Annotated in this window: 18 protein-coding genes; 6 read left to right on the top strand and 12 right to left on the bottom strand. The window is 68.0% G+C overall.

The window, feature by feature from the left end:
- Nucleotides 1-173: 173 nt before the first annotated feature.
- Together FHS13_RS04640 and FHS13_RS04635 are read left to right on the top strand one after the other, a co-directional pair.
- Nucleotides 174-1,049 carry a Scr1 family TA system antitoxin-like transcriptional regulator gene (locus FHS13_RS04640; RefSeq protein WP_184288073.1) on the top strand — a complete coding sequence of 292 codons (876 nt, stop codon included), beginning with the start codon at nt 174-176 and terminating at the stop codon, nt 1,047-1,049.
- 5 nt (nt 1,050-1,054) lie between these two features.
- The gene (locus FHS13_RS04635) at nt 1,055-1,249 is read left to right on the top strand and encodes a DUF397 domain-containing protein (protein ID WP_184288070.1); all 195 of its coding nucleotides are present in this window, start codon (nt 1,055-1,057) and stop codon (nt 1,247-1,249) included.
- Between the two features lie 12 nt (nt 1,250-1,261).
- Here the strand turns inward: FHS13_RS04635 and FHS13_RS04630 are convergent, their stop codons facing one another.
- The 7 genes from FHS13_RS04630 to FHS13_RS21270 form a co-directional block, all read right to left on the bottom strand.
- Nucleotides 1,262-2,401: a lanthionine synthetase C family protein gene (locus tag FHS13_RS04630; protein WP_184288067.1), complete on the bottom strand. Its 1,140-nt coding sequence runs from the start codon at nt 2,399-2,401 to the stop codon at nt 1,262-1,264.
- Nucleotides 2,388-5,165, bottom strand: a complete 2,778-nt coding sequence (locus tag FHS13_RS04625; protein WP_343064905.1) for a lantibiotic dehydratase — start codon at nt 5,163-5,165, stop codon at nt 2,388-2,390. Before FHS13_RS04625 ends, FHS13_RS04630 begins: the two co-directional genes overlap by 14 nt.
- An 89-nt stretch (nt 5,166-5,254) precedes the next feature.
- Nucleotides 5,255-5,464 carry an FxLD family lanthipeptide gene (locus FHS13_RS04620; RefSeq protein WP_184288064.1) on the bottom strand — a complete coding sequence of 70 codons (210 nt, stop codon included), beginning with the start codon at nt 5,462-5,464 and terminating at the stop codon, nt 5,255-5,257.
- Nucleotides 5,465-5,475: 11 nt separating this feature from the next.
- Nucleotides 5,476-6,036 (bottom strand): class I SAM-dependent methyltransferase, encoded by a 561-nt coding sequence (locus FHS13_RS21280; RefSeq protein WP_246404564.1) that lies wholly within the window; start codon nt 6,034-6,036, stop codon nt 5,476-5,478.
- A 13-nt stretch (nt 6,037-6,049) separates the two neighbouring features.
- Nucleotides 6,050-6,742 carry a class I SAM-dependent methyltransferase gene (locus tag FHS13_RS21275; RefSeq protein ID WP_343064904.1) on the bottom strand — a complete coding sequence of 231 codons (693 nt, stop codon included), beginning with the start codon at nt 6,740-6,742 and terminating at the stop codon, nt 6,050-6,052.
- A 238-nt stretch (nt 6,743-6,980) separates the two neighbouring features.
- Complete coding sequence (locus FHS13_RS04610; protein ID WP_184288062.1) at nt 6,981-7,508, bottom strand: NUDIX domain-containing protein; 528 nt, start codon at nt 7,506-7,508, stop codon at nt 6,981-6,983.
- Entirely contained in the window at nt 7,501-8,730 is a 1,230-nt protein-coding gene (locus FHS13_RS21270; RefSeq protein ID WP_343064903.1) for a helix-turn-helix domain-containing protein, read from the bottom strand. Before FHS13_RS21270 ends, FHS13_RS04610 begins: the two co-directional genes overlap by 8 nt.
- A gap of 204 nt (nt 8,731-8,934) precedes the next feature.
- Here FHS13_RS21270 and FHS13_RS04600 point away from each other — a divergent pair, with 204 nt between their 5' ends.
- From FHS13_RS04600 to FHS13_RS04590, 3 genes are all read left to right on the top strand, one after another.
- Nucleotides 8,935-9,462 (top strand): NsdA family TPR-like regulatory protein, encoded by a 528-nt coding sequence (locus tag FHS13_RS04600; RefSeq protein ID WP_484549404.1) that lies wholly within the window; start codon nt 8,935-8,937, stop codon nt 9,460-9,462.
- Entirely contained in the window at nt 9,459-10,388 is a 930-nt protein-coding gene (locus tag FHS13_RS04595) for a phosphotransferase (protein WP_184288053.1), read from the top strand. The genes FHS13_RS04600 and FHS13_RS04595 overlap by 4 nt, the downstream gene beginning before the upstream one ends.
- Nucleotides 10,389-10,465: 77 nt before the next feature.
- Complete coding sequence (locus FHS13_RS04590) at nt 10,466-10,627, top strand: hypothetical protein (protein WP_184288050.1); 162 nt, start codon at nt 10,466-10,468, stop codon at nt 10,625-10,627.
- Between the two features lie 634 nt (nt 10,628-11,261).
- Here the strand turns inward: FHS13_RS04590 and FHS13_RS04585 are convergent.
- The 4 genes from FHS13_RS04585 to FHS13_RS04570 form a co-directional block, all read right to left on the bottom strand.
- Nucleotides 11,262-11,618, bottom strand: a complete 357-nt coding sequence (locus FHS13_RS04585) for an aminotransferase class III-fold pyridoxal phosphate-dependent enzyme (RefSeq protein ID WP_184288047.1) — start codon at nt 11,616-11,618, stop codon at nt 11,262-11,264.
- 14 nt (nt 11,619-11,632) lie between these two features.
- The gene (locus tag FHS13_RS04580) at nt 11,633-13,432 is read right to left on the bottom strand and encodes an ATP-binding cassette domain-containing protein (protein WP_184288044.1); all 1,800 of its coding nucleotides are present in this window, start codon (nt 13,430-13,432) and stop codon (nt 11,633-11,635) included.
- Nucleotides 13,422-15,215 (bottom strand): ABC transporter ATP-binding protein, encoded by a 1,794-nt coding sequence (locus tag FHS13_RS04575; protein WP_184288041.1) that lies wholly within the window; start codon nt 15,213-15,215, stop codon nt 13,422-13,424. Before FHS13_RS04575 ends, FHS13_RS04580 begins: the two co-directional genes overlap by 11 nt.
- Before the next feature lie 196 nt (nt 15,216-15,411).
- Nucleotides 15,412-15,627 carry a DUF2637 domain-containing protein gene (locus tag FHS13_RS04570; protein ID WP_343064902.1) on the bottom strand — a complete coding sequence of 72 codons (216 nt, stop codon included), beginning with the start codon at nt 15,625-15,627 and terminating at the stop codon, nt 15,412-15,414.
- A 478-nt stretch (nt 15,628-16,105) separates the two neighbouring features.
- On the opposite strand from FHS13_RS04570, the gene FHS13_RS04565 reads away from it, so the two are divergent.
- On the top strand, nt 16,106-16,945 hold the full coding sequence (locus FHS13_RS04565; protein ID WP_184288038.1) for a hypothetical protein: 840 nt from the start codon (nt 16,106-16,108) through the stop codon (nt 16,943-16,945).
- A gap of 114 nt (nt 16,946-17,059) precedes the next feature.
- Here the strand turns inward: FHS13_RS04565 and FHS13_RS04560 are convergent, their stop codons facing one another.
- The gene (locus FHS13_RS04560; protein WP_184288035.1) at nt 17,060-17,662 is read right to left on the bottom strand and encodes a hypothetical protein; all 603 of its coding nucleotides are present in this window, start codon (nt 17,660-17,662) and stop codon (nt 17,060-17,062) included.
- Nucleotides 17,663-18,340 lie beyond the last annotated feature (678 nt).

The following is an 18,340-nucleotide window of genomic DNA, read 5'->3' as shown; positions in this document are numbered from 1 at the left end:
GAAGCGCGAGAGCGTCCGGCGGGTACGGTCACCGCACAACCAGCATGCACGACTTCATTACGTGTAGCAATCTTTTCTCAGAGAAAAATTTACGCATAGGAACTATGGCATCCTGAGTTCAAGTCCCCACGGCCCCGCTCAGAGGGCCGTTTACGCGATCACCGGGAGCTTTCGTGCCTGACGAACCGTCCCTGCGCCAGCGCTGGTTGGGAACCCGCCTGGAAGCCCTGCGCCGCGAAGCGGGCTTCTCCCTCCAGGAGGCCTCGCGCGCGGCCCAACGGTCGACCGCTTCCCTCAGCCGCATCGAGAACGGTGTCGTCGCCCTCCCCGCACGCGATGTGCGCCCCCTGCTCGACGCCTACAGGGTGGAGAACCGTGACACACGGGAGACCCTGATCGCAGTGGCAGGAGAAGTGGAGGCCGAGCGCAGGGGTTGGTGGGTCGAGCACAGCGACACCCTGTCCCCCTCCTACCTCGACCTGCTCCGCCTGGAGGCGACAGCGTCAGAGGTGCGCACCTACGAGACCAGCGTGATCCCGGGACTGCTGCAGCACGAGGACTACGCCAGGCGCGCCGTGGCCCTTACCAGCAGCACGGAGCTGAGCGAGGACGCCTTGGAACGGTTCATCGCCGTGCGTCGACAGAGGCAGCAGATCCTCCACCGGGACGAGGAGCCGACCGCCCTGCACGCGGTCATCCACGAAGCCGCGCTCCACCAGACCCTGGGTGCTCCCGAGGTGCTGACTGAGCAGTTGGTCCTGCTGCGGGAGCTGATGTCCCGTCCTCTGATCACCGTTCAGGTCCTGCCCCTGTCCGCTCCTCACCCGGCCTTGGCCGGCGCGTTCACCCTGGTGGAGACGCACCGGCTGACCTGGGTGCACGTGGAGTTGCAGACCAGCGACGTCTACCTGGAGGCGCCGCAGAGCGTGGCCCCCTATCTCGGCTGCTTCAAGGTGCTCTCCGAGCGGGCGCTTCCGCCCGCCGAGTCCGTCAAGGCGATCAACGCCAGGCTCGATGCCCTGACGTCCGCCGGCTCTACCGCAGAATGATGATCATGAACAGCACACTCCGTTCTTCCTGGTACAAGAGCAGCTACAGCACAGCGCAGTCGAACTGCGTCGAGGTGGCCGAGAGCGTGGCCGGGAACGCTGTGCGGGACTCCCGGCACCCCGAGTTCGGCCATCTGGATTTCCCTGTCGGAGAGTGGTTCGGGCTGCTCGTCCCGCTCAAGCAGCAGGTGGAACCGTAGCCTCCGCCGTGTTCAGACGAGGAGTAGGCAGCGGTCCCAGGCCTGGGTCGGTTCTCTGCCCGCCAGCGCCATGGTGGTCCCTTCCTTTCCTTCCAGCAGCCCCGATTCCCGGTGAGGGAACGGGGCTGCGGCGTGTGCGCGCATGCTCGTCAGATGTCGGTCCAGCCGCTGGCCCGTTGGGGCTGTGGGTTGGTCTTCGGACATGCGGTAGAGGACTTGGAGGACCCCGGCGGGGCCGTGGCACAGGCCGCCGTCGATGAAGTGCTTCACGATGTCGGGGTCGGACAGGCAGGTGTCCATGACCTGTTCGGTGTGGAGGCGGCGGGTGGTGTCCTGGAGGGCCAGGGCCGCGAGTTGCTGGGTTCGGGCGATGCCCGGAGTGCCGTAGCACCAGGAGGGCGTGCCTGGTCTGGTGAGGGGCGCGGGGTGACCGGTGGCGACCCATCCGGGCCACCAGGTGCGTTCGCCGTCATGGTGTTCATGTTCGTCCAGCTCGGCGCACAGCCGTTCCATCGCTTCGGTGTGTCCGTCGACAGTGCGTCCGTTCCGGTGGGTGAGGGCGAGAAGGCCCAGTACTCCGCTGATGCCGTGGGCCACACCCAAATTGGTGTGCCCTTCGGGGAAGTCCGGGTCCGGGTGTGCACGAGGTCCGTGGCGGACCCACCAGCCGGGTCGCTCGCGGTGCTCGTGGCGGACCGGGCGGGTGAGCCGCACCAGGTAGCGCAGGACGTCGTCAAGAAGGTCACCGTCAGGGTCGATGCTGCCGAGGGCGACGCCGATACCGGTGAGTCCGGTGATGAGGTCGTACTCGGCGAAGGAGGTAGGTCGGCGGTCCTCGATGCGCCGGGTCGCGGCGGCCAATCGGTGCCGGGTGAGGGCGATCAGGTGCTCGCGAACTGTGGCGCGGGCACCGCGGTAATCCCCGGGAGGGGTCAGGGAGAGCACGAAGCCAACCGCGGGCAGACCCTGGAACAGGGTGTTGCGGCCAGCTGGGTCGATGGGGCCGTCGGCCAGCGCTGTACGCAGGAGGGTGTGCACGGTCTCGGGCGGTGAGCCGGTGGCCAGGTACAGCAGGGCCGTCCCCAGCGTTCCGCCGTTCAGGGACAGAGGCGACGTGTCCGTGGCGGTGAGGGTGCTCTCAGGTGCGGTCATGGTCGGAGGGCTCCAGATGGCGGCGTGCCAGGACGAGGGCCCGGGTGAGGGCGAGCAGGTCGTGTTCGTCGTCGCGGTCGGGGCCGTGGACGCGGTTGTGGTGCATGTGCCACAGGGACGGCACGACCCGCAGCGGGTGGTCCAGCCGCTCCCGGTAGGCGGTCAAAGCGCAGTCGCGTTCGTCCCAGGTCGCGGTGACCGGAGCGGGGAGGTCGGCGGGGTGGGTGAGCAGGTGCCGGGCGGCGGCCAGGGACGTTCGGTCGACGGGGTTTCGGAAGCGGGGCAAGGCATCGACGATCCAGGTGGTGTCGGCGCCCATGGCGTCGGCGATGCGCAGCAGGGACAGGGCCGCCAAAACCCGGCTCCGGGAAGGGTCGCCGTACGTGGTGTGGTGCTGAGCGAGGACTGCGCGGCTGTCGCGGACGAAGACGTTCTCGGCAGCCTCCATGGCGGGGCCATGGCCGTAGCGGTCGTGTTCGGGACGGTAGGTGTGCAGTGCCAGGTCGTGGAGAAGTCCGGCATCGGCCAGGTCGTGGCTCCAAGAGGTGACGACCTGGTGGGGAGCGGTGTGGTCGGCGGAGCGCAACCGGAGCCGTAAGTGCGGGCCGTGATGGTCGCGGTAGCGCACGAACCAGCAGCGGAATCCTTCCCCGGCACGGTGTTCCAGAGCGGGAAGCTCAGCCAGGATCTGGGAGAACAGGGACGGGTCGGCGTACAGGTACGCGGAGACCCATGAGATTCCGAGTGCCTCTCTGTCCGGTGCCGTGCGGACGGTGACCGCGGCCCGAGATCGTGTGGGTGGCCCGGTAGTGCCGGTGGGGAGGACGAGTTCGTGTGCGTGGCCGTCGCACCAGGCGAAGTCCTCGGGGGACGGAGTCTCGACGAGGATCGCGTGACCGTGTCGGTCGAGGTGGGCCTCCACGAGGGAGCGGTGGGCGGCGGCCTTCAGGTCCAAGGGCAGGTGGCGTTCGCCTTCGACCAGTGCTGTGTAACGGGGAAGCGGCAGGTGGAGGCGAGTTCGGACGGTCGGCCAGGTGGCGGGGGTCAGACGCCAGCGGGCCGGAGTCAGGACGGTGCGGCCGGCGCGCAGCCGCGGCAGGAACGGCACGTGGAGCAGCAGTTCGGGCCAGGGATTGCAGGTCAGGTAGAGGGCGGTGCGTGCACGCGGTAGTTCGGTGACGAATCGGGCCAGGGGGTGGGTGTAGCCGAGGACGTTCAACGCGGTTGGGTGGAACGGCTCCAGTACCCGCCCGGTGGGGGTGTGGATCAGGCGCAGGTGATCGGAGTCGACCTGCACGGCGAGGTCGCCGGGCTGGAGAACCTCGGTGTCGGAACCGGTGGGCGGGTGAACGTCGATGGCCAGCACGGTGGGGGCAAGGGCGGGTGTTCTGCACAGGTGGGCGGCGGTGTCGGCCATGGGCGGGGCGAGCACCTGGACCGGGAGAGCGCCCCGGGTGAGGGTGGGCAGATCGGGGCCGGCAACAGTGGCGGCCATGCCGTCAAGATGGGCGAAGCGTCCGGTGAGGGTACCTGCGCCTTTGGAAATACCGGTGACCCAAAGCCGGTAGCGGCCCTGGTCCACGTCAGCCGGTGAGGCGGCAGCCAGGTGGGCACGAATCTCGGCGTGGGCGGGGACGGCTTTCGGCGTGGACGCGGTCAGGTGCACCCAGGTCGGGTCGTCAAGGTCCAGTTCCGTGTGGCCGTGGAGCGCAGCGGTGGTCGCGGCTTCCACGAGCGCCGTGTCGAGTTTTCCGGGTGCCGGAGGTAGCGCGGGAAGGCGCGTGTGCCGGTAGGAGGAGGGGTAGCCCAGGCCTGCCGGGCCGGTCAGGGCGAGCAGGTCGATTTGAGCGTTCTGGCCGTAGGTCTCCAGGCAGCGCCGGTGGTAGTCGACCCAGGCGGGAGGACCTTCGGGGTGTGGAGACAGACAGGCGGCAACAGCAGCGGCGCGGGCCGCTTCCTGTGCCACGTTCCGGGGAACGGTGACGGTGGCGCGGAGCCGGACATCAACCGCCTCTGTATCCGAACCTCCCTGGGAGAAGTCGCTCTGAGGTGGAGGTGGTGCTGTCACCGAGCTGAGGAGCAGGCGTTGTTCGAGGAAATGGTTCACCAGAGCGGTCGTCTTCTCCTCAGGGGCATCAGGGAAGGCGGCGGTGAGTGTCTTGTGCAGGTGCGTGAGCGGGACCGGTGTATGTGCCGTTTCCGCCAGCAGGGAGACGGCCGAGGTCAGGCGCAGTGAGACCGCGGCGGCCTGGGCAGGGGCGTGCGGGTGGGGACGGTGTTCCAACCGCAGGCGATTCCCGTGGACGCGGGCGGTCTGTGTCAGCACCACGGACCGCTCCGCTCCCCCGCTGCCTTCCGGGAACTGGTCCTGTGCCCGCCCGGACCGGAGCACTTCCTGATGACGCCCGCACCAGGTCACAGAGGTCTCGGTGCCCAAGGTAAGAGGGGCGACGCCGGCGAACAGCCCGAACGGTGTCGCCCGGCTATGGGCACGCAGCAGATAGCGCGCCACAGCGAAAGCGGTGCGTCGTACTCGTGCTTCCTCCACCGGAGCGGGCTCGGCCATGCGCCGGATGGCCTCGGTCAGGGAAGGGCTGGCGATGTGCAGTGCCCTCATCAGTTCGTGGTCATCACCGAGGCCGGTGATCCAGGTGCGCAGCTCGGCCGGTGACCTGGTGGCGGGGTCGGGGCAGGGAGGAAGGCGGGTCCACGGTCGGGTCGCTGCGCGCAGGGAGGGGGTGATCGTGGTGAGAGGGGCGTACACCGGTACTCCGTTCCAGGTCGTAGGGGTGAAAAGAGGGGCGCGCCCCACCCCGCTGGGATGAAAGGGCACGCCCCGGTGCGCGGGGTGGATCAGCCGTTGTTGGTACAGCTCGGGGAGCAAGCGGACTGGCAGGTCTTCCCGCAGCCGTCGTTGGTCATCGACCACAGGGACTGGTCCACGACAGGGACCTCCACCCGCAGGTCGAGGTCGAACGGATCGGTCGCCGTGGTGCGCAGAGCGCGGTCACGTCCGAGGGGCACCAAACCGGTGCTGGTGCGGTCGACGATGAGGGTGCTCATCAAGGGGCTCCTTAGGTGTCACTCGAGGGCCTACGGTCCCAGGTCAGGACCGTGTGGGTGTGTCGTTTGGGCACGACCCGCCCTGGGGGCAGGTCGGTGGTGGGAATGGAGGTGGGCAGCAGCTCGATGTGCGGGCCGGGGCCACCGCGGTGGTTGCGGTCCCACCGGCTGATCAGATCGGTCAGTTGCCGGGCGACCGGGGTGGCGTGGGGGCCATGGCCGACAGCACCGAACTCCCACCTCTCCTGGCCGGAGATCTTGCGCAGAACGCGGTAGGCGAAGCTCGCTCCGTCGTTGTCGACCAGGGCCGGCGTACCGGTGAGGACGATGGGGCGGATCAGCCCGGCCTGGATGGCCCCGCGCTGGGCGGTCAGCAGCGCCCAGCCATCGGCCACCGAGGCCAAGAACAGGTCCAGGCCGTCGGTGGCCTCCTCGGCTCCGACCGTCACCCCGGACCAGGACTCGGCGGGGTCGGTGGTGAGGGCGGTGCGCAGCGCCTCGATGTCGGGTTGCGGCCCGTCCTCCAGGCGCAGGCCCACCTGGGCACCGTCGGGTTCGTGAAGCAGGGGCATAGGCTCCCAGTACTCACCTGCGCCCTGCATGCGGACGAACCCGCAGGGGTCCACGGCCACGGCTCGCCAGTGCCCGTGGGCGGCGGTACGTTCCAGGGTGAGGCAGCGGGTGAGTCCGCGTATCCGCATCGGGACGACCAGGCGCCCGTCGGGGGCGAGCTGGGTGTCCCAGGCGGGGGGGCAGGTCCCACGCCCCGGCGGTGACGATGATGCGGTCGAACGGGGCGCGGGCAGCGAAGCCGTGCTCTCCGTCGGCGACCGCCAGGTGCACTCCTTCGGCCGCGGCGTCGGCCAGGAGCTCTTCGGCTCGGACGATGACGTCGGAGTCGATGTCGATGGAGGTGACCTGGCCGAAGGGGCCGACAAGTTCGCGGATCAGGGCAGCGTTGTAGCCGCCGGAGCCGATCTCCAGGACGTGCTGCCCCCGGCCCAGGTCGGCCCGGTGCAGCATGGTCGCGATGATCGAGGGTGCCGAGACCGAGCTGAGGGCCAGCCCGTTCTCCTCTTTGGTGACCACGGCCTGTTCGTGGTCGTAGGCCTCGGCGGTAGGGAGCCCGGGCAGGAACCTGTGCCGGGGTACGGTCCGCAGCGCCCGCTCCACAGCCGGGGACAGGGGTGGCTGTCCGAGCCGGGCGTGGTCGGCGGCGATGGCGTCGACCATCGCCTCGCGCGCCCGGGTCGTATCGGTCGTGGAGGTGGCGGACACAGGGTCTCCCAACGATCGGCGGCTGCCGACGGCCGGCCACGGGAGCCGTGCCGTTCGGCGGGACAAGGACGGTTGCAGTGTCCCGCGCCGGAGGGTGGCGACCTATGCGCACGCGCATATTCTGCGTGTTCGATTTATGCGCGGTGTTCGATTCAGGGGGTCTCGTGTGGGGCGATGACCTGATCAGCGCAGCTGGAGTACGGACCGCCGGTCGGATCGAACCCGGTGGCGGAGGTGCTCACCTGTCGGGGGCGAGATAGACGGTGGTCTTGTTCTCCAAAGCGAGCAGGGCCTGACGGGTACGGGCCCAGACATCTTCACGAAGGCGCTGGGACGCCTCCTCGGGGGTGAACCATCCGATGGCGCCGACCTCGGGATCCACCGGGTGCAGGTTCTCTGCGCGCTCGGGTGTCAGCGTTCCGCCATCGAAGACGAACATGAGCAGGTCGTCCCAGGGATCCCGGGGTGGCGTCCACTCCACGCACAGCAGGTCCCCTGGAACGAGGTCCAGACCGAGTTCCTCGCGCACCTCGCGCAGGGCAGCCTCATGAGGGGGCTCGTTGGCCTCGGCCATGCCTCCGGGGAGGTCCCAGAAGGGTTTGTAGGTGGGATCGACCAGTAGCAGGCGGCCCTGTCCGTCGTGCAGGACGACTTTGGCGGCGACGCGCTTGCGGGCCTGGAACCGGTTGCCCTCGGCCAGTGTGCGACGCCAGGCCGCAGGATCGCGAACGTAGAGGGGTTCCTCTCCTCTGTCGCCGTCAGCCATCGTGTGCCCCTTCGTCCGTTCGTCCGCTCCGGTGCGAGGCCTGTGCCGGCGACCCGTGTGGAGCTTTCCCCGTCTGAGACAGCACGGTAGCGACTGCGGGAACGTTGCGATAAGAGGCCAACGCCGCACGTACCTCCTGGAAGCGGGCGCCGGCCACGGCCGATCCGACCTCGGTGGTCACAGTGCCCGCTTCGGCGACGAGCCCGGCTGCCTCCTCTGCTTTGCGTTGACCGATCAGGGCTTGGGCCAAGGTCAAAGAGGCGAGCAAGCGGGCCCGTACCCTTTCGGGGGAACGCAGGCTCAGGGCGTGGTGGGCGTGTTCGGCGGCGGCGCCGTGGTCGCCCAGGTCGCACATGCTCCGGGCTGCCTCACCGGCCAGCGACGCCAGGTCGAAAGGGCTGGTCCACTCCGAGGTGGGCGGGGAGACCGGCACGGACAGCAGGTGCTCGCCCTGGCGGAGGAAAGTCCGAGCAGTGGTCGTGTCTTTGCAGGCGGCGTGGGCGCGGGTCAGCATGGCCAGGACCCTGCCGCGCAGGGCGGTGTCCTCGGTACCGTCGAGGTGTCGCCAGGCCTGCTCGGCAGCGAGCAGCGCGTTCTTGGTGTCGTCGCGGTGCAGTGCCAGGTGGGCGCGACTGGCCCAGATCTGCGCGGTGAGAGCTTCTGTCCCTCCGGCTCGGGCAAGGTTCAACGCCCGTTGGAAGTGATTGGCGGCGACGTCATCGCGGCCTGCGTCGTGGGCCATCCATCCGGCCATCTCAGTCAGTCCTGCCGCGGCAACGAAGGTGGCAGGGGTGCCGCTTTCCGAAACCAGGGCAGGACCGATCCGGGAGGAGAGGTAGCGCATGACCAGCGTGTAGAGATGGCCGCCACCCGCGCGCTGGTCCGCCAGCCGGAAAGCGGTGACGGCTTCGGCGGTAGAGCCCTCCACGACATTCCGCCACAGAGAACCGAGAACAGCGGAACCGTCAACCCCATCCCCTGCACCGATGCCCGCCTCTGGCGTTGGCGACTCGGCAGAGCTGGCAGCCCGGGGCTGAGGAAGGTGAGGTTCTTCCGTTTTCAACGGTGCCCCGAGCCCTTGAAGGGCCTCGATGGCTTTGCGTCGGTCGGTCAGCCCGCGGCCCGCTTCGGCCCGAGCGATCGTGCTCTGCGCCACCCCGCACATCCGGGCCAGTGCTTCCTGCGACAGGCCCTCGACGTGGTGCCGCAGGAAGCGGATCACACTCCGAGCATCACGGTCTCGAACAGCAGCAACGATCTCAGGGGCACGCCACACCAAGGACGGGATACAGGTGCAGCCTCCTCGGACTCCGCCGCGTGGACGACCGCAGTTACCGCACACAGGGGCCCCTTCGGAAGGAGAAGCACAGGGATGACCACAGTAACCAAACTCCAGCGAACACTCCGGTCCCTGCAACTCGAGTAGATCGCCACTCAGGACCCCGGATGCGAGCGCACCGTGGCACTCATGTGCGCCAACGCGGCATGGGCCTACGCCGTTCTCGACGACGAGAAATGTTCCCTGGACTCCCTCGCCCGGGCCCACGACGCCTTCGCCTGCGCTGATGCGGACACCGCCCCGTGGGTGTGGTTCTTCCACGAGGCCGACCTCGACGCCCTGTCCGGCGTCGTCAACGCCGCGCTCCCCTCCCGCTCCCCCCGCACGTACACGGCCGCGACCGAGCACCTGTACCGGGCCGTGGAAGCACGCAACCCGGACATGGGACGCAGCCAGGCCTTCGAGCTGACCACCCTGGCCACCGCCCACCTGCGCAACGGCGACCCAGACCAAGGAGTCCACATCGGCCAGCAGGCCGTCGACCTCGCCCGCCGCGTCCGCTCCGTGCGCGTTATCGACCGCCTCGCCCCGCTCCAGCAGGCCGCACTGGCCTACCGGCCCCGAGGAGAAACCGCCGATCTGGCCGCCGATATTGCTACCCTTCGCGCATCATGAGCACCACTCCCACCCCCTCCGCCGGCCCCCGTTTCGCCCTCACCCGCGACCGCGTCCACGAGGTCCTCGCCGCCTTGTGCGAGGAAGCCGGGATCGGCTCCCGTGCGGCCGATGACGCCGAGCTGATCAAGTTCACCAACAACGCCGTCTACCGCCTCCCGGGGGTGGGGCTGGTCGTGCGCATCGCCGGATCGGCCACCGTCGCCGAACGCGTCCCCGTGGTCATCGAGGCGGCCCGGTGGCTCGCCCGGCACGACGCCCCGGCGGTGCGGTTGGTCGAGGAGATTCCCCAACCGGTCCGGGCCGCCGGTGCCACGGCGACCTTCTGGCACCTGGTGCCCTCCACCGGGCCTGAGCCGACCGGCGGCGACCTCGGGCGCATCCTCCAGTACATCCACGCCCTGCCCGCCCCGGGGTTCACGCTGCCCTCGTGGGAACCGTTCGATCGCATCCGCAGCCGCATCGCCGACGCCGAAGGACTGAACGAAGCCGACCGGGTCTTCCTCACCGAGCGCACCGACCACCTCCAACTCCAGGTTCAGGACCTGGAGTTCGAGCTGCCCGCCGGGGTGCTGCACGGCGACCCGTTCATGGGCAACCTCATCCCCGGCCCCCAGGGCCCAGTGATCTGCGACTTCGACAGCCTCAGTCACGGCCCCCGCGAATGGGACCTGACACCCGCCGCGGTCGGCAAGGTCCGCATGGACTACCCCGTGGACCACCACACCCCGCTCGCGGCCGAGTACGGCTTCGATGTTCTCACCTGGGCCGGATTCCCCGTCCTGCGCCAACTCCGCGAACTCAGACTCGTCACCAGCGTCCTCCCGGTCCTCAACACCAACCCCGACCTGCGCGCCCAGTGGCAACACCGCATGGACACCCTCCGCCAGGGGGACACCAGCACCCGCTGGTCCACCTACCGGTAGGCAGCGCTGAACATGTCGGGTGTCGGAGGCGGTCCCAGCACACACCAGGGTCTCCATCGAACTCGGCACGAAACAAGGTGCATGCCATCCGTTTCCACGGCCTGCGTCCCTGGACTGTGCCCCTGCTCCAGGAGCAGGGCTCGGGCCTCGTCGGGGCCAAGGAGCTGTTGGGCCACGATCACATCAACGTCTACACCCACAGGCTCGACCTCCAATACCTGGAGCATCGACGGCCTTGACGATGCCCTTGGCCAGGACGATGGCCCTGACGGCCTGTCTGTCACAACGGCCGGCCGTTGACGTTGCCGTCGAGTGCCTCCAAGGCCCCACCGGAGATCAATCCGGAAATGCCGATTTGATTTGATCGGCTTCTCGGCGGATCGGGCCGACACGTGGAATCCGGCCCCACCACCATTCATCGTCCGACCTCCCGCCCCCATCGAGACGAAGAGCGATTTCGAATTCATCATTTTCAGTGAACTTCATAAATTTGGAGTCAACATCACCGAGAGCCCTCTTGAGCATCTCAAGAGAATCCGGGTCAACTTTTTTATACCCCGAGACAAGCAACTCCTGATCGCAAGGGCAGCAATGAAATCCCAGACTCCCCACACCGTTCTGCCGGAATCCGGAAGCCCGACCTCCGCCTCAAGTCTGAGAACATGCCCGTGCCATGCTTTGAGCAGATCAAGCACCGTCAGCTTGCGCCCTGGGGAAATTCGAACGGAGACATCCTCCAGTCGACGGATGTCCACATCCGCCAAGAAGCATTCGAGCCACTCACCGCTTCCACTTGAGTTCATCTCTTCACTTCTCGGAGAAATGCGAAGTAGGCTTCCACGGTAGATCCCAGCTGATAATCACGCGCATACCCTACTGCCTGGCCGTCTTCATGGCGGCGTCGTTGGCGGAACCGCCCGACGTGGTGAAGAGGACCTGGTCGTAGTGATCCTCTCCGCAGACTCCGAGAAGCGCCTGGGCAGCGTTGATCGCGGGAGCGTGGGCGCTACGGAAGAGGCTCAGGTAAGAGTGGTCGATCAGGACCTTCCCCACCGCCTCGGCGATGCGTTGGTTTCCGCAACCCATGTTGGCGTTCCACAGGCCGCTGGTCGCGCACAGGCGCCACTGACCATCGGCGAAGAGGATACGGGGCCCTCGGGCGTGTGTGGCCGTGCGCTCGGGTGCCCCGAAGCCGCTGGGCCGTCCCAGGCGTTCCTCCAGAGGGGACAAGGGAGCCACGGTGCTCACTTCCCGATCCGGTAGGCGCGGGCCTGGATCTCGTACAGTTCGGCGTAGCGCCCGCCCAGCGCGAGGAGTTCCTCGTGGCTGCCCTGTTCACACACTTCGGCTCCGTTGATGACGATGATGAGGTCGGCCATCCGCACGGTGGAGTAGCGGTGGGAGACCAGGAGCGTGATGAGGTCTCGGTCTTTGAGAGCTCTGACGCGCTCCGCGTACTGTTCGAACAGCAGGTGCTCGGTCTCGGCGTCCAGGGCGGAGGCGGGTTCGTCCAGAAGCAGGAGCAGAGGCTGGTCGCGCATGTAACCGCGGGCGAGCGCGACCTTCTGCCACTGCCCCTGGGACAGCTCGGCTCCCTCGGCCCAGGTGTTGCCGAGCTGGGTGTCCAGCCCACGGTCGAGTCGGTCGACCAGGGTGTGGGCGTCGGCCCGTTCCACCGCCCGTTCGACGGCCTCCTCGTCCTCGGCCCTGGCCAGATCGCCTACCCCTATGGACAACCGCAGCGGGTACTCGAAGCGCGCGAAGTCCTGGAAGGTACCCGAGAGCCGTTCCCGCCACGCGTCGGCCGGCATGTCGGCCAGAGAGACGTCGTCGACCAGGATTCGTCCGGAGTCGGGTTCGTACATCTTCGCCAGGAGCTTGACCAGCGTGGACTTCCCTGCCCCGTTCTCGCCAACGACAGCCACCACGGCCCCTGCCGGCAGGTGGAGCGTGACATCGTTCAGAACGCGCCGATCCGTCCCGGGGTAGGTGAACGAGACCCTGTCCAGGGTGATGCCGGAGCGTATGCGTTCCGGCGGAGAGGCCGGGCTCCGCTCGGCCGAGATGGAGGACAGTTCCTCCAGCCACAGCAGACGGCGCCCTCCCTCCAGCCAGATCGTGCGGAGGAAATGGACCTGGCTGAGCGTCTGGCCGATGTACTGGGCCAGACGGCTGCCGGCGGTGAGGAGCAGGACGACCTCGGCCGCCGAACCGTCGCCCAGTGCCACTCCGGCGACGGAGCCCAGGAAGGCGCAGCTGAAGACTGTGAGGGCTGCCGACTGCCACGCCGTGGTCGTCCAGCGGGCCCGGGCCATGGCATGGTGCCGTGCGGCCCATGCCCGGTGGCGCCCTTGGCGGACCCGTTCTCTGGCGCGGCCGACACGGAGTTCACGTCCGGGGGAGGCGTTCGTGCCCAGCAGGAAGAAGTGGCGTGCCAGGCGCTCGTGGTGTCCGACCCTTTCCTCCAGGGCGTGCTCCACCCCTCCGCGCCAGTGGGAGACCACGGCGGTGGGCACTGCGAACAGACCCAGCAGGCCCAACAGGGGGTGGATGGTCATCAGCAGTGCCACGGTCAGGATCAGGCGCAGGATCGCGCCGACCGCCTGGAACAGGTACTGGTAGACCTCGCTCAACGTGTCCGCGTGGTCCCGGATGAGCTGGACACGGTTGACGTAGGAGGGGCGTTCGTGGTGCTCCAGGGAGGGGATGCCGCTCTGGAGCCGGACCACGTGCGCTTCCATGAACACCGCGGTGCGGTCGGCGAAGCGACGGTTGGCTCTCTCGCTCAGCAGGCGCAGCAGCCAGCTCATGACCGCCAGCACGCCCAGGAGCACGGAGGCGGTGACCACGCCGAGCTGTTCCCCGGAGAGCACCGCGTCCGCGAGCATCGCCAGGGCGGCGGCGATCAGGACGTCGGGGAGGGCAGCACCGACCGTCGTCACGAACGCGACGGCGATGAGCCCCGGGGAGGCCGTCCAGCCGAGGCGCAGCGTGCGGTCCAAGCCCCGCCAGGACGAGGGCAGGGGGTGGTCTTCAGCGGGCACGGTCGGCTCCGTCCTGTTCTTCGTTGAACCGCGTGGCCTGGAGTTCGAAGAGCCGCTTGTAGGTGCCCCCGAGAGCCATGAGTTCGTCGTGGCTTCCGAGTTCCACGACCCTGCCCTGGTCCACGACGCAGATCCGGTCGGCGCGCCGGACCGTGGAGAAGCGGTGGGAGATGAGGACGGTCGTGCACCCCCGGGTGGCCTCCAGTACGCGGTCGAAGACCTCGGCCTCGCCGCGTACGTCCAACTGGGCTGTGGGCTCGTCGAGGACGACCACTCCGGCTCCTCGGCTCACGGAGTACAGGACCCTGGCCAGTGCGACGCGCTGCCACTGTCCTCCGGACAGGTCGGTGCCGTTCTCGTAGCCTGGGGAGAGGATCTTGTCGAGATCGCGCAGGTCCGCTGCGCCGGCGGTCGTCAGGGCTTGGAGGACATCGTCGGAAGTGGCTTCGGAAGGAGCCACATTGTCCCTGAGCGAGAGCTCGTAGCGGATGAAGTCCTGGAAGATCGCGGTGATCCGGCGGCGCCACGATCCCAGGTCCAGGTCCCTGAGGTCCGTGCCGTCCACCTCGATCGTTCCCGAGAGCGGGTCGTAGAGGCGGCACAGGAGCTTGACCAAGGTTGACTTTCCCGCGCCGTTGACACCGACGACCGCCAGCGAACCGCCGGCGGGAATGGTGAGGTCGAGGCCGTCGAGGACGGGTGCGGACATGCCCGGATAGGCGAAGGTCACGTCGCGGAACCTGATCTCCGCCGCGGGCATGCCCTCGGCCGGGGTCTGTCCGGAGACCACGCTGTGAGCCGCGGTGCCCGACGACATCGTCCTCTCCACGCGCAACACCGCCGCGACTCCGTCCGAGGCCAGGGAGAGAGCCCAGTTCAGGCCTCCGAAGGCGATCGCGCTGGCTCCCACCGCCGCGTAGGCGAAGGTGCTCGCCTCACCCAGGCCGATGGCGCCCGAGGCGGCGTCTCGTCCCAGGAACCAGAAGAACAGTCCTCCTGAGATCGTCAGTACCGCCACTGCCCAGCGCATCGGCTTCTGCCGCAGCCGGGTTGTGTGCCACCGCAGTTCGACGAGAGTCCTGCGTTCCGAGGCGAAACGGTCCGTCAGCCAGCTCGCGAGGCCGAAGAGCCGGATCTCCTTGGCTGCGGGAGAGTCCACGGCCAGCCTGTAGGAGTACTCGGCTCGACGTTGGGCGTCGAGGACCTCCCCCGTGTTGCGGTCCCACTGGGTACTCTCACGGAGCAGCCAGTGTGTGGAGAGCCAGGCGCCTCCCACCAGGAGCGGTGCCCACCAGGCGTAGGCGGCCAGGACCACCGCATGCGCCAGGCCCGAGATCACCTCGACCAGGCCGCCCGCAATGAAACCCATCGACATGTGCAGGGGCGGACCGGTCATCCCGAGGTCGAAGTCCCGAGCGGCGGTCAGCTCGTCCATGTGCTCGCGGTTCTCCAGGTGCGCGACGCCCTCGGGGGCACCCGCCGCGACGAGCAGGCGATCGTGCAGACGGTCGGAGACGTGTTCCCCCAGGAGGGAGCCGATCTGGTTGTGCAGGGGTGTCAGAAGCTGCATCAGGACGAAGACCACGCCCATCAGGAGCAGCGGTGTCAGCAACGGGGTACCGTTGGCGACGGCGCCGACCAGCTGTCCCACGGCCACAACGAAGCCGGCGGGAAGAACTCCCTGGCACAGGATCAGAGCCCACCACATCGCGGTCAGCCTCGGGTGGGACTTCCACAGGGTGCCGAAGAAAATCCATTCCCTCCGAGCCTTGAGCAAGGCCATCGGGCTGCTCTTCCCAGGGTGCACCACTTCGTCGGTGGCAGGGATGGACACCCTGTGCACCAGCCTTTCGTTCGGCGGGCCTTGATCGAGGGGCAGGCCGCTTCGCACGATTGTCAGATCTTGAAAAGAAATCAGCGCGGCATGTCCGCACCGTACTGGATCAGCGATGTGGGCCTATCTTCGGCCTCGCCCGGTGTCAACACAACATAGTGGGGCAAATGGTGCCGAGGGCGAGCAGAGTCCAGGGCAGCAGACCGCCCCGACGGCCATGGCGGGCGTCGCCCAACAGGGTCATGGAGGCGCCGACGATCATGCCGCCCACCGAGAACGGGGACAGGGCGGCGCGCCATTCGGGTTCGCCGTGGCGCAGGGCGAGTGCGTACATGTGCGAGTAGGACACCACCGCACTCACTCCCCCGCACCCGAACGCTCATCCCGCGAACCGCGGTACCCGTCCCTGCGCACCTTCGCGTGAGCAGGAAGGAGTTCGATCTCTGGCCCCTCGATCACAGGCTGAAGATTCATATTGTGTCGAGCTGGGTGCGCCACACAACCCCGGTTCACAGGGATTGCACAAGAACCTCGCACGAGGCCCTCTCGGCGTTCCGGGTCGATGTGTGTTCCATACGCGCTCCCCGGTACAAGGCGGTCCCCACTTCCGGAACACTTTGCCATCCCATGGCCTTGCGTGCCCGCCCCCGGGTGCTCCGTGTCCGCCCCCAGCACCCCTTGCCGGGCCGACCGAGCGCATCAGCCACCCAGAACACCCCGCTACGGGCATCGCCCCGTCCGAACACCAGGCTTGTCACCCGCCGGCACTACCCTGCCCTGAAACAGCGACCGACTCCCATGATCGAGGCCCTGCCATGTCTCGCCCAGGCCCCGCAACGATGCGCGACCAGATCCTCGACGCATTCCCTGAACTACACGAGCATGCGAAACCCGCGCTTCTGTTCCACCCCCGCCTGGGGGACCCGGGCCCCGGAAACAGTTCCATCGGCGGACCGCTCCTGTGGCCCGAAGACGAACCCTGGCCCACATGCTCCCTCGGCCACCACATCGACGGAGCCCCGCCCGAGAACGGCGACGTCCACTTCGACGACCCGCTCTTCCTCCAACCCGTCCTTCAACTGTTCGCCCGCGACCTGCCCGACGGTCACACCCTCCCCGGCGGAGCCGACCTCCTCCAAGTCCTGTGGTGCCCCAACGACCACCCCGACCCTCCTGACGCCTTCGGCCTCCACTGGGGCCCTTCCCTGGTCGTCCGCTGGCGCTCCACCATCGACATCACCAACGTCGCGGACGAGCAGCCCCGACCCCATACCGTCACGAGTTACTACGAGGGGCTGCCGGCGTGCGAGCTGACCATCGAGGCCGTGGAGGACCATCCCTGCATCGTCGACCTGCCTGAGGAAACGGTCCACCTCATCGACGAGGACGCAGAAGCGTGGGGAAACGAGATACCCCTCGGCTCCACCGCCATCCCCTGGCTCACCTACGTGGACCACATGGGAGCGCGTGAGGGGATGAAGTTCGGCGGCTATCCCTCCTACGGCCCCACCGCTCCGTTGCCGATGGCCTGCGAATGCGGTGCCGAGCTGGAGCACCTGTTCCAGATCGACAATCCGGAGAACGGCCCGATCGACCTCACGCTCGGGCGCGGAAACTTTCTGTGCGTCTACCACTGCCCCCGATCGAACGACCATCCCCACCGCATCAGGCTCCAATAACCGAGCCAAGGGATTTTTGCTCCGATGGGTGGTCGGCTCCGTCCACAAGAGACCCGCAGCCTCCCGTTGTGCGACTCATGCGGCAGAGCATCGGTGCCGTCCGTTCTGGTGCTGTCAGAGCGTGTCCTCGACCAGCCAGGGCAGCGGTATTCCGCAGTCGAGTGCCCGTAGGAGGTAGTCCACCAGGGAGCACCCCTCGCGCCACAGGGCCCAGCCGTAGGAGACCACCACGGGCCAGTCGTCCGGGTCTCCCACCGCGTGCCAGTAGCCCACCGCCCCGGAGGGGTGGGTCCCCCACGGTACGAGCTCGAAGCGGCCCGGAGCCATCGAGAACACAGAGCGCTCGCCGCTGTCCGCGTCCTCCAGCACCACCTGCCCCGGCTCTTCCAGGCTTGTGCGCATCGCCTCCGCGGGCCTGGATTCCCCTTCCATCAGGGCCCTGCCGTCGGTGGTCGCCGAGATCTCCTGTTCCAGCCGTGTGCGCAGGTTCAGCCGCGCGGGTGAGCCCACGGGGAAGGACACCTCCTCCAGCCGGGGGATGTACACCTCCAGGTTCCCCACCCTCAGCTCCTGGCAGCGGTCCGACAGCATCTTGAAGTCCGCCGGTAGGCGCTGTCCGAGCAGCATCTCGATCAGCTCCCACTCCTGCTCCTGGCGCGGGTACTTGCGCCAGGGAGCCCTGGTCCTGATGAGCAGGGCCTCGACTCGTTCGTCCAACCCCACACCGCTCTCCTTCGAAAACCGAGGATCCGAAATCCCGGCCGCAACTTCCGGCGGCCGTACGCCGGGGTAGCGACAGCCTTCGAAAGCCGGTACCAGGAGCTGAGGGTTTCCCCAGAGGAAGGCGAGGACATCACCGGAAGCGAATCGCAGTGCGGCCCCTTCGACCCAGGTGTAGGAGAACACGTCCTCCAGGGTGCGCAGACGCACCCCCGGACGGTCCTGGATCGCGCACCCGCGCTCGGCCAACAGGGCCCGGATCTGGCCCACGGCTCGTGTGATGGTGGACCGATCTGCCTCACAGAGCAGGCCCAGGACGGTGTGGGGCAGGTCGTGGCGCGGGTGGACCAGGGTGACCACCAGGTGATCGACGAAGACCGACCGGTGCCGGGCGCCGGCGCCGGCAGCCCGTTTTCTCACCCTGTCCCGGACCCGGTACCGGTGGTCTTCAACCGCTGTCTCCCAGGGTTGGGCCAGTTCTTCGACAAGTGCGGCCAGGTGGTGTCGGGAGATGCCGGTGGGCCAGGACCGCACGGTTGAGTTTGATCGCCACGGCCAGAGCATGCCACGGCCCTTCAGTTGTTTCGTGCCGGGTCTGATGGAGGCTTTCATTCCTGGGAAGGATGAGAGTCATGGCAGCACCGAGGAAGTACCCCGATGAGCTGCGCGAACGCG

Origin of the sequence: Nocardiopsis algeriensis (assembly GCF_014203695.1) — a bacterium.
Taxonomy (GTDB): domain Bacteria; phylum Actinomycetota; class Actinomycetes; order Streptosporangiales; family Streptosporangiaceae; genus Nocardiopsis; species Nocardiopsis algeriensis.
This window is presented reverse-complemented; position numbering and strand designations above follow the sequence as displayed.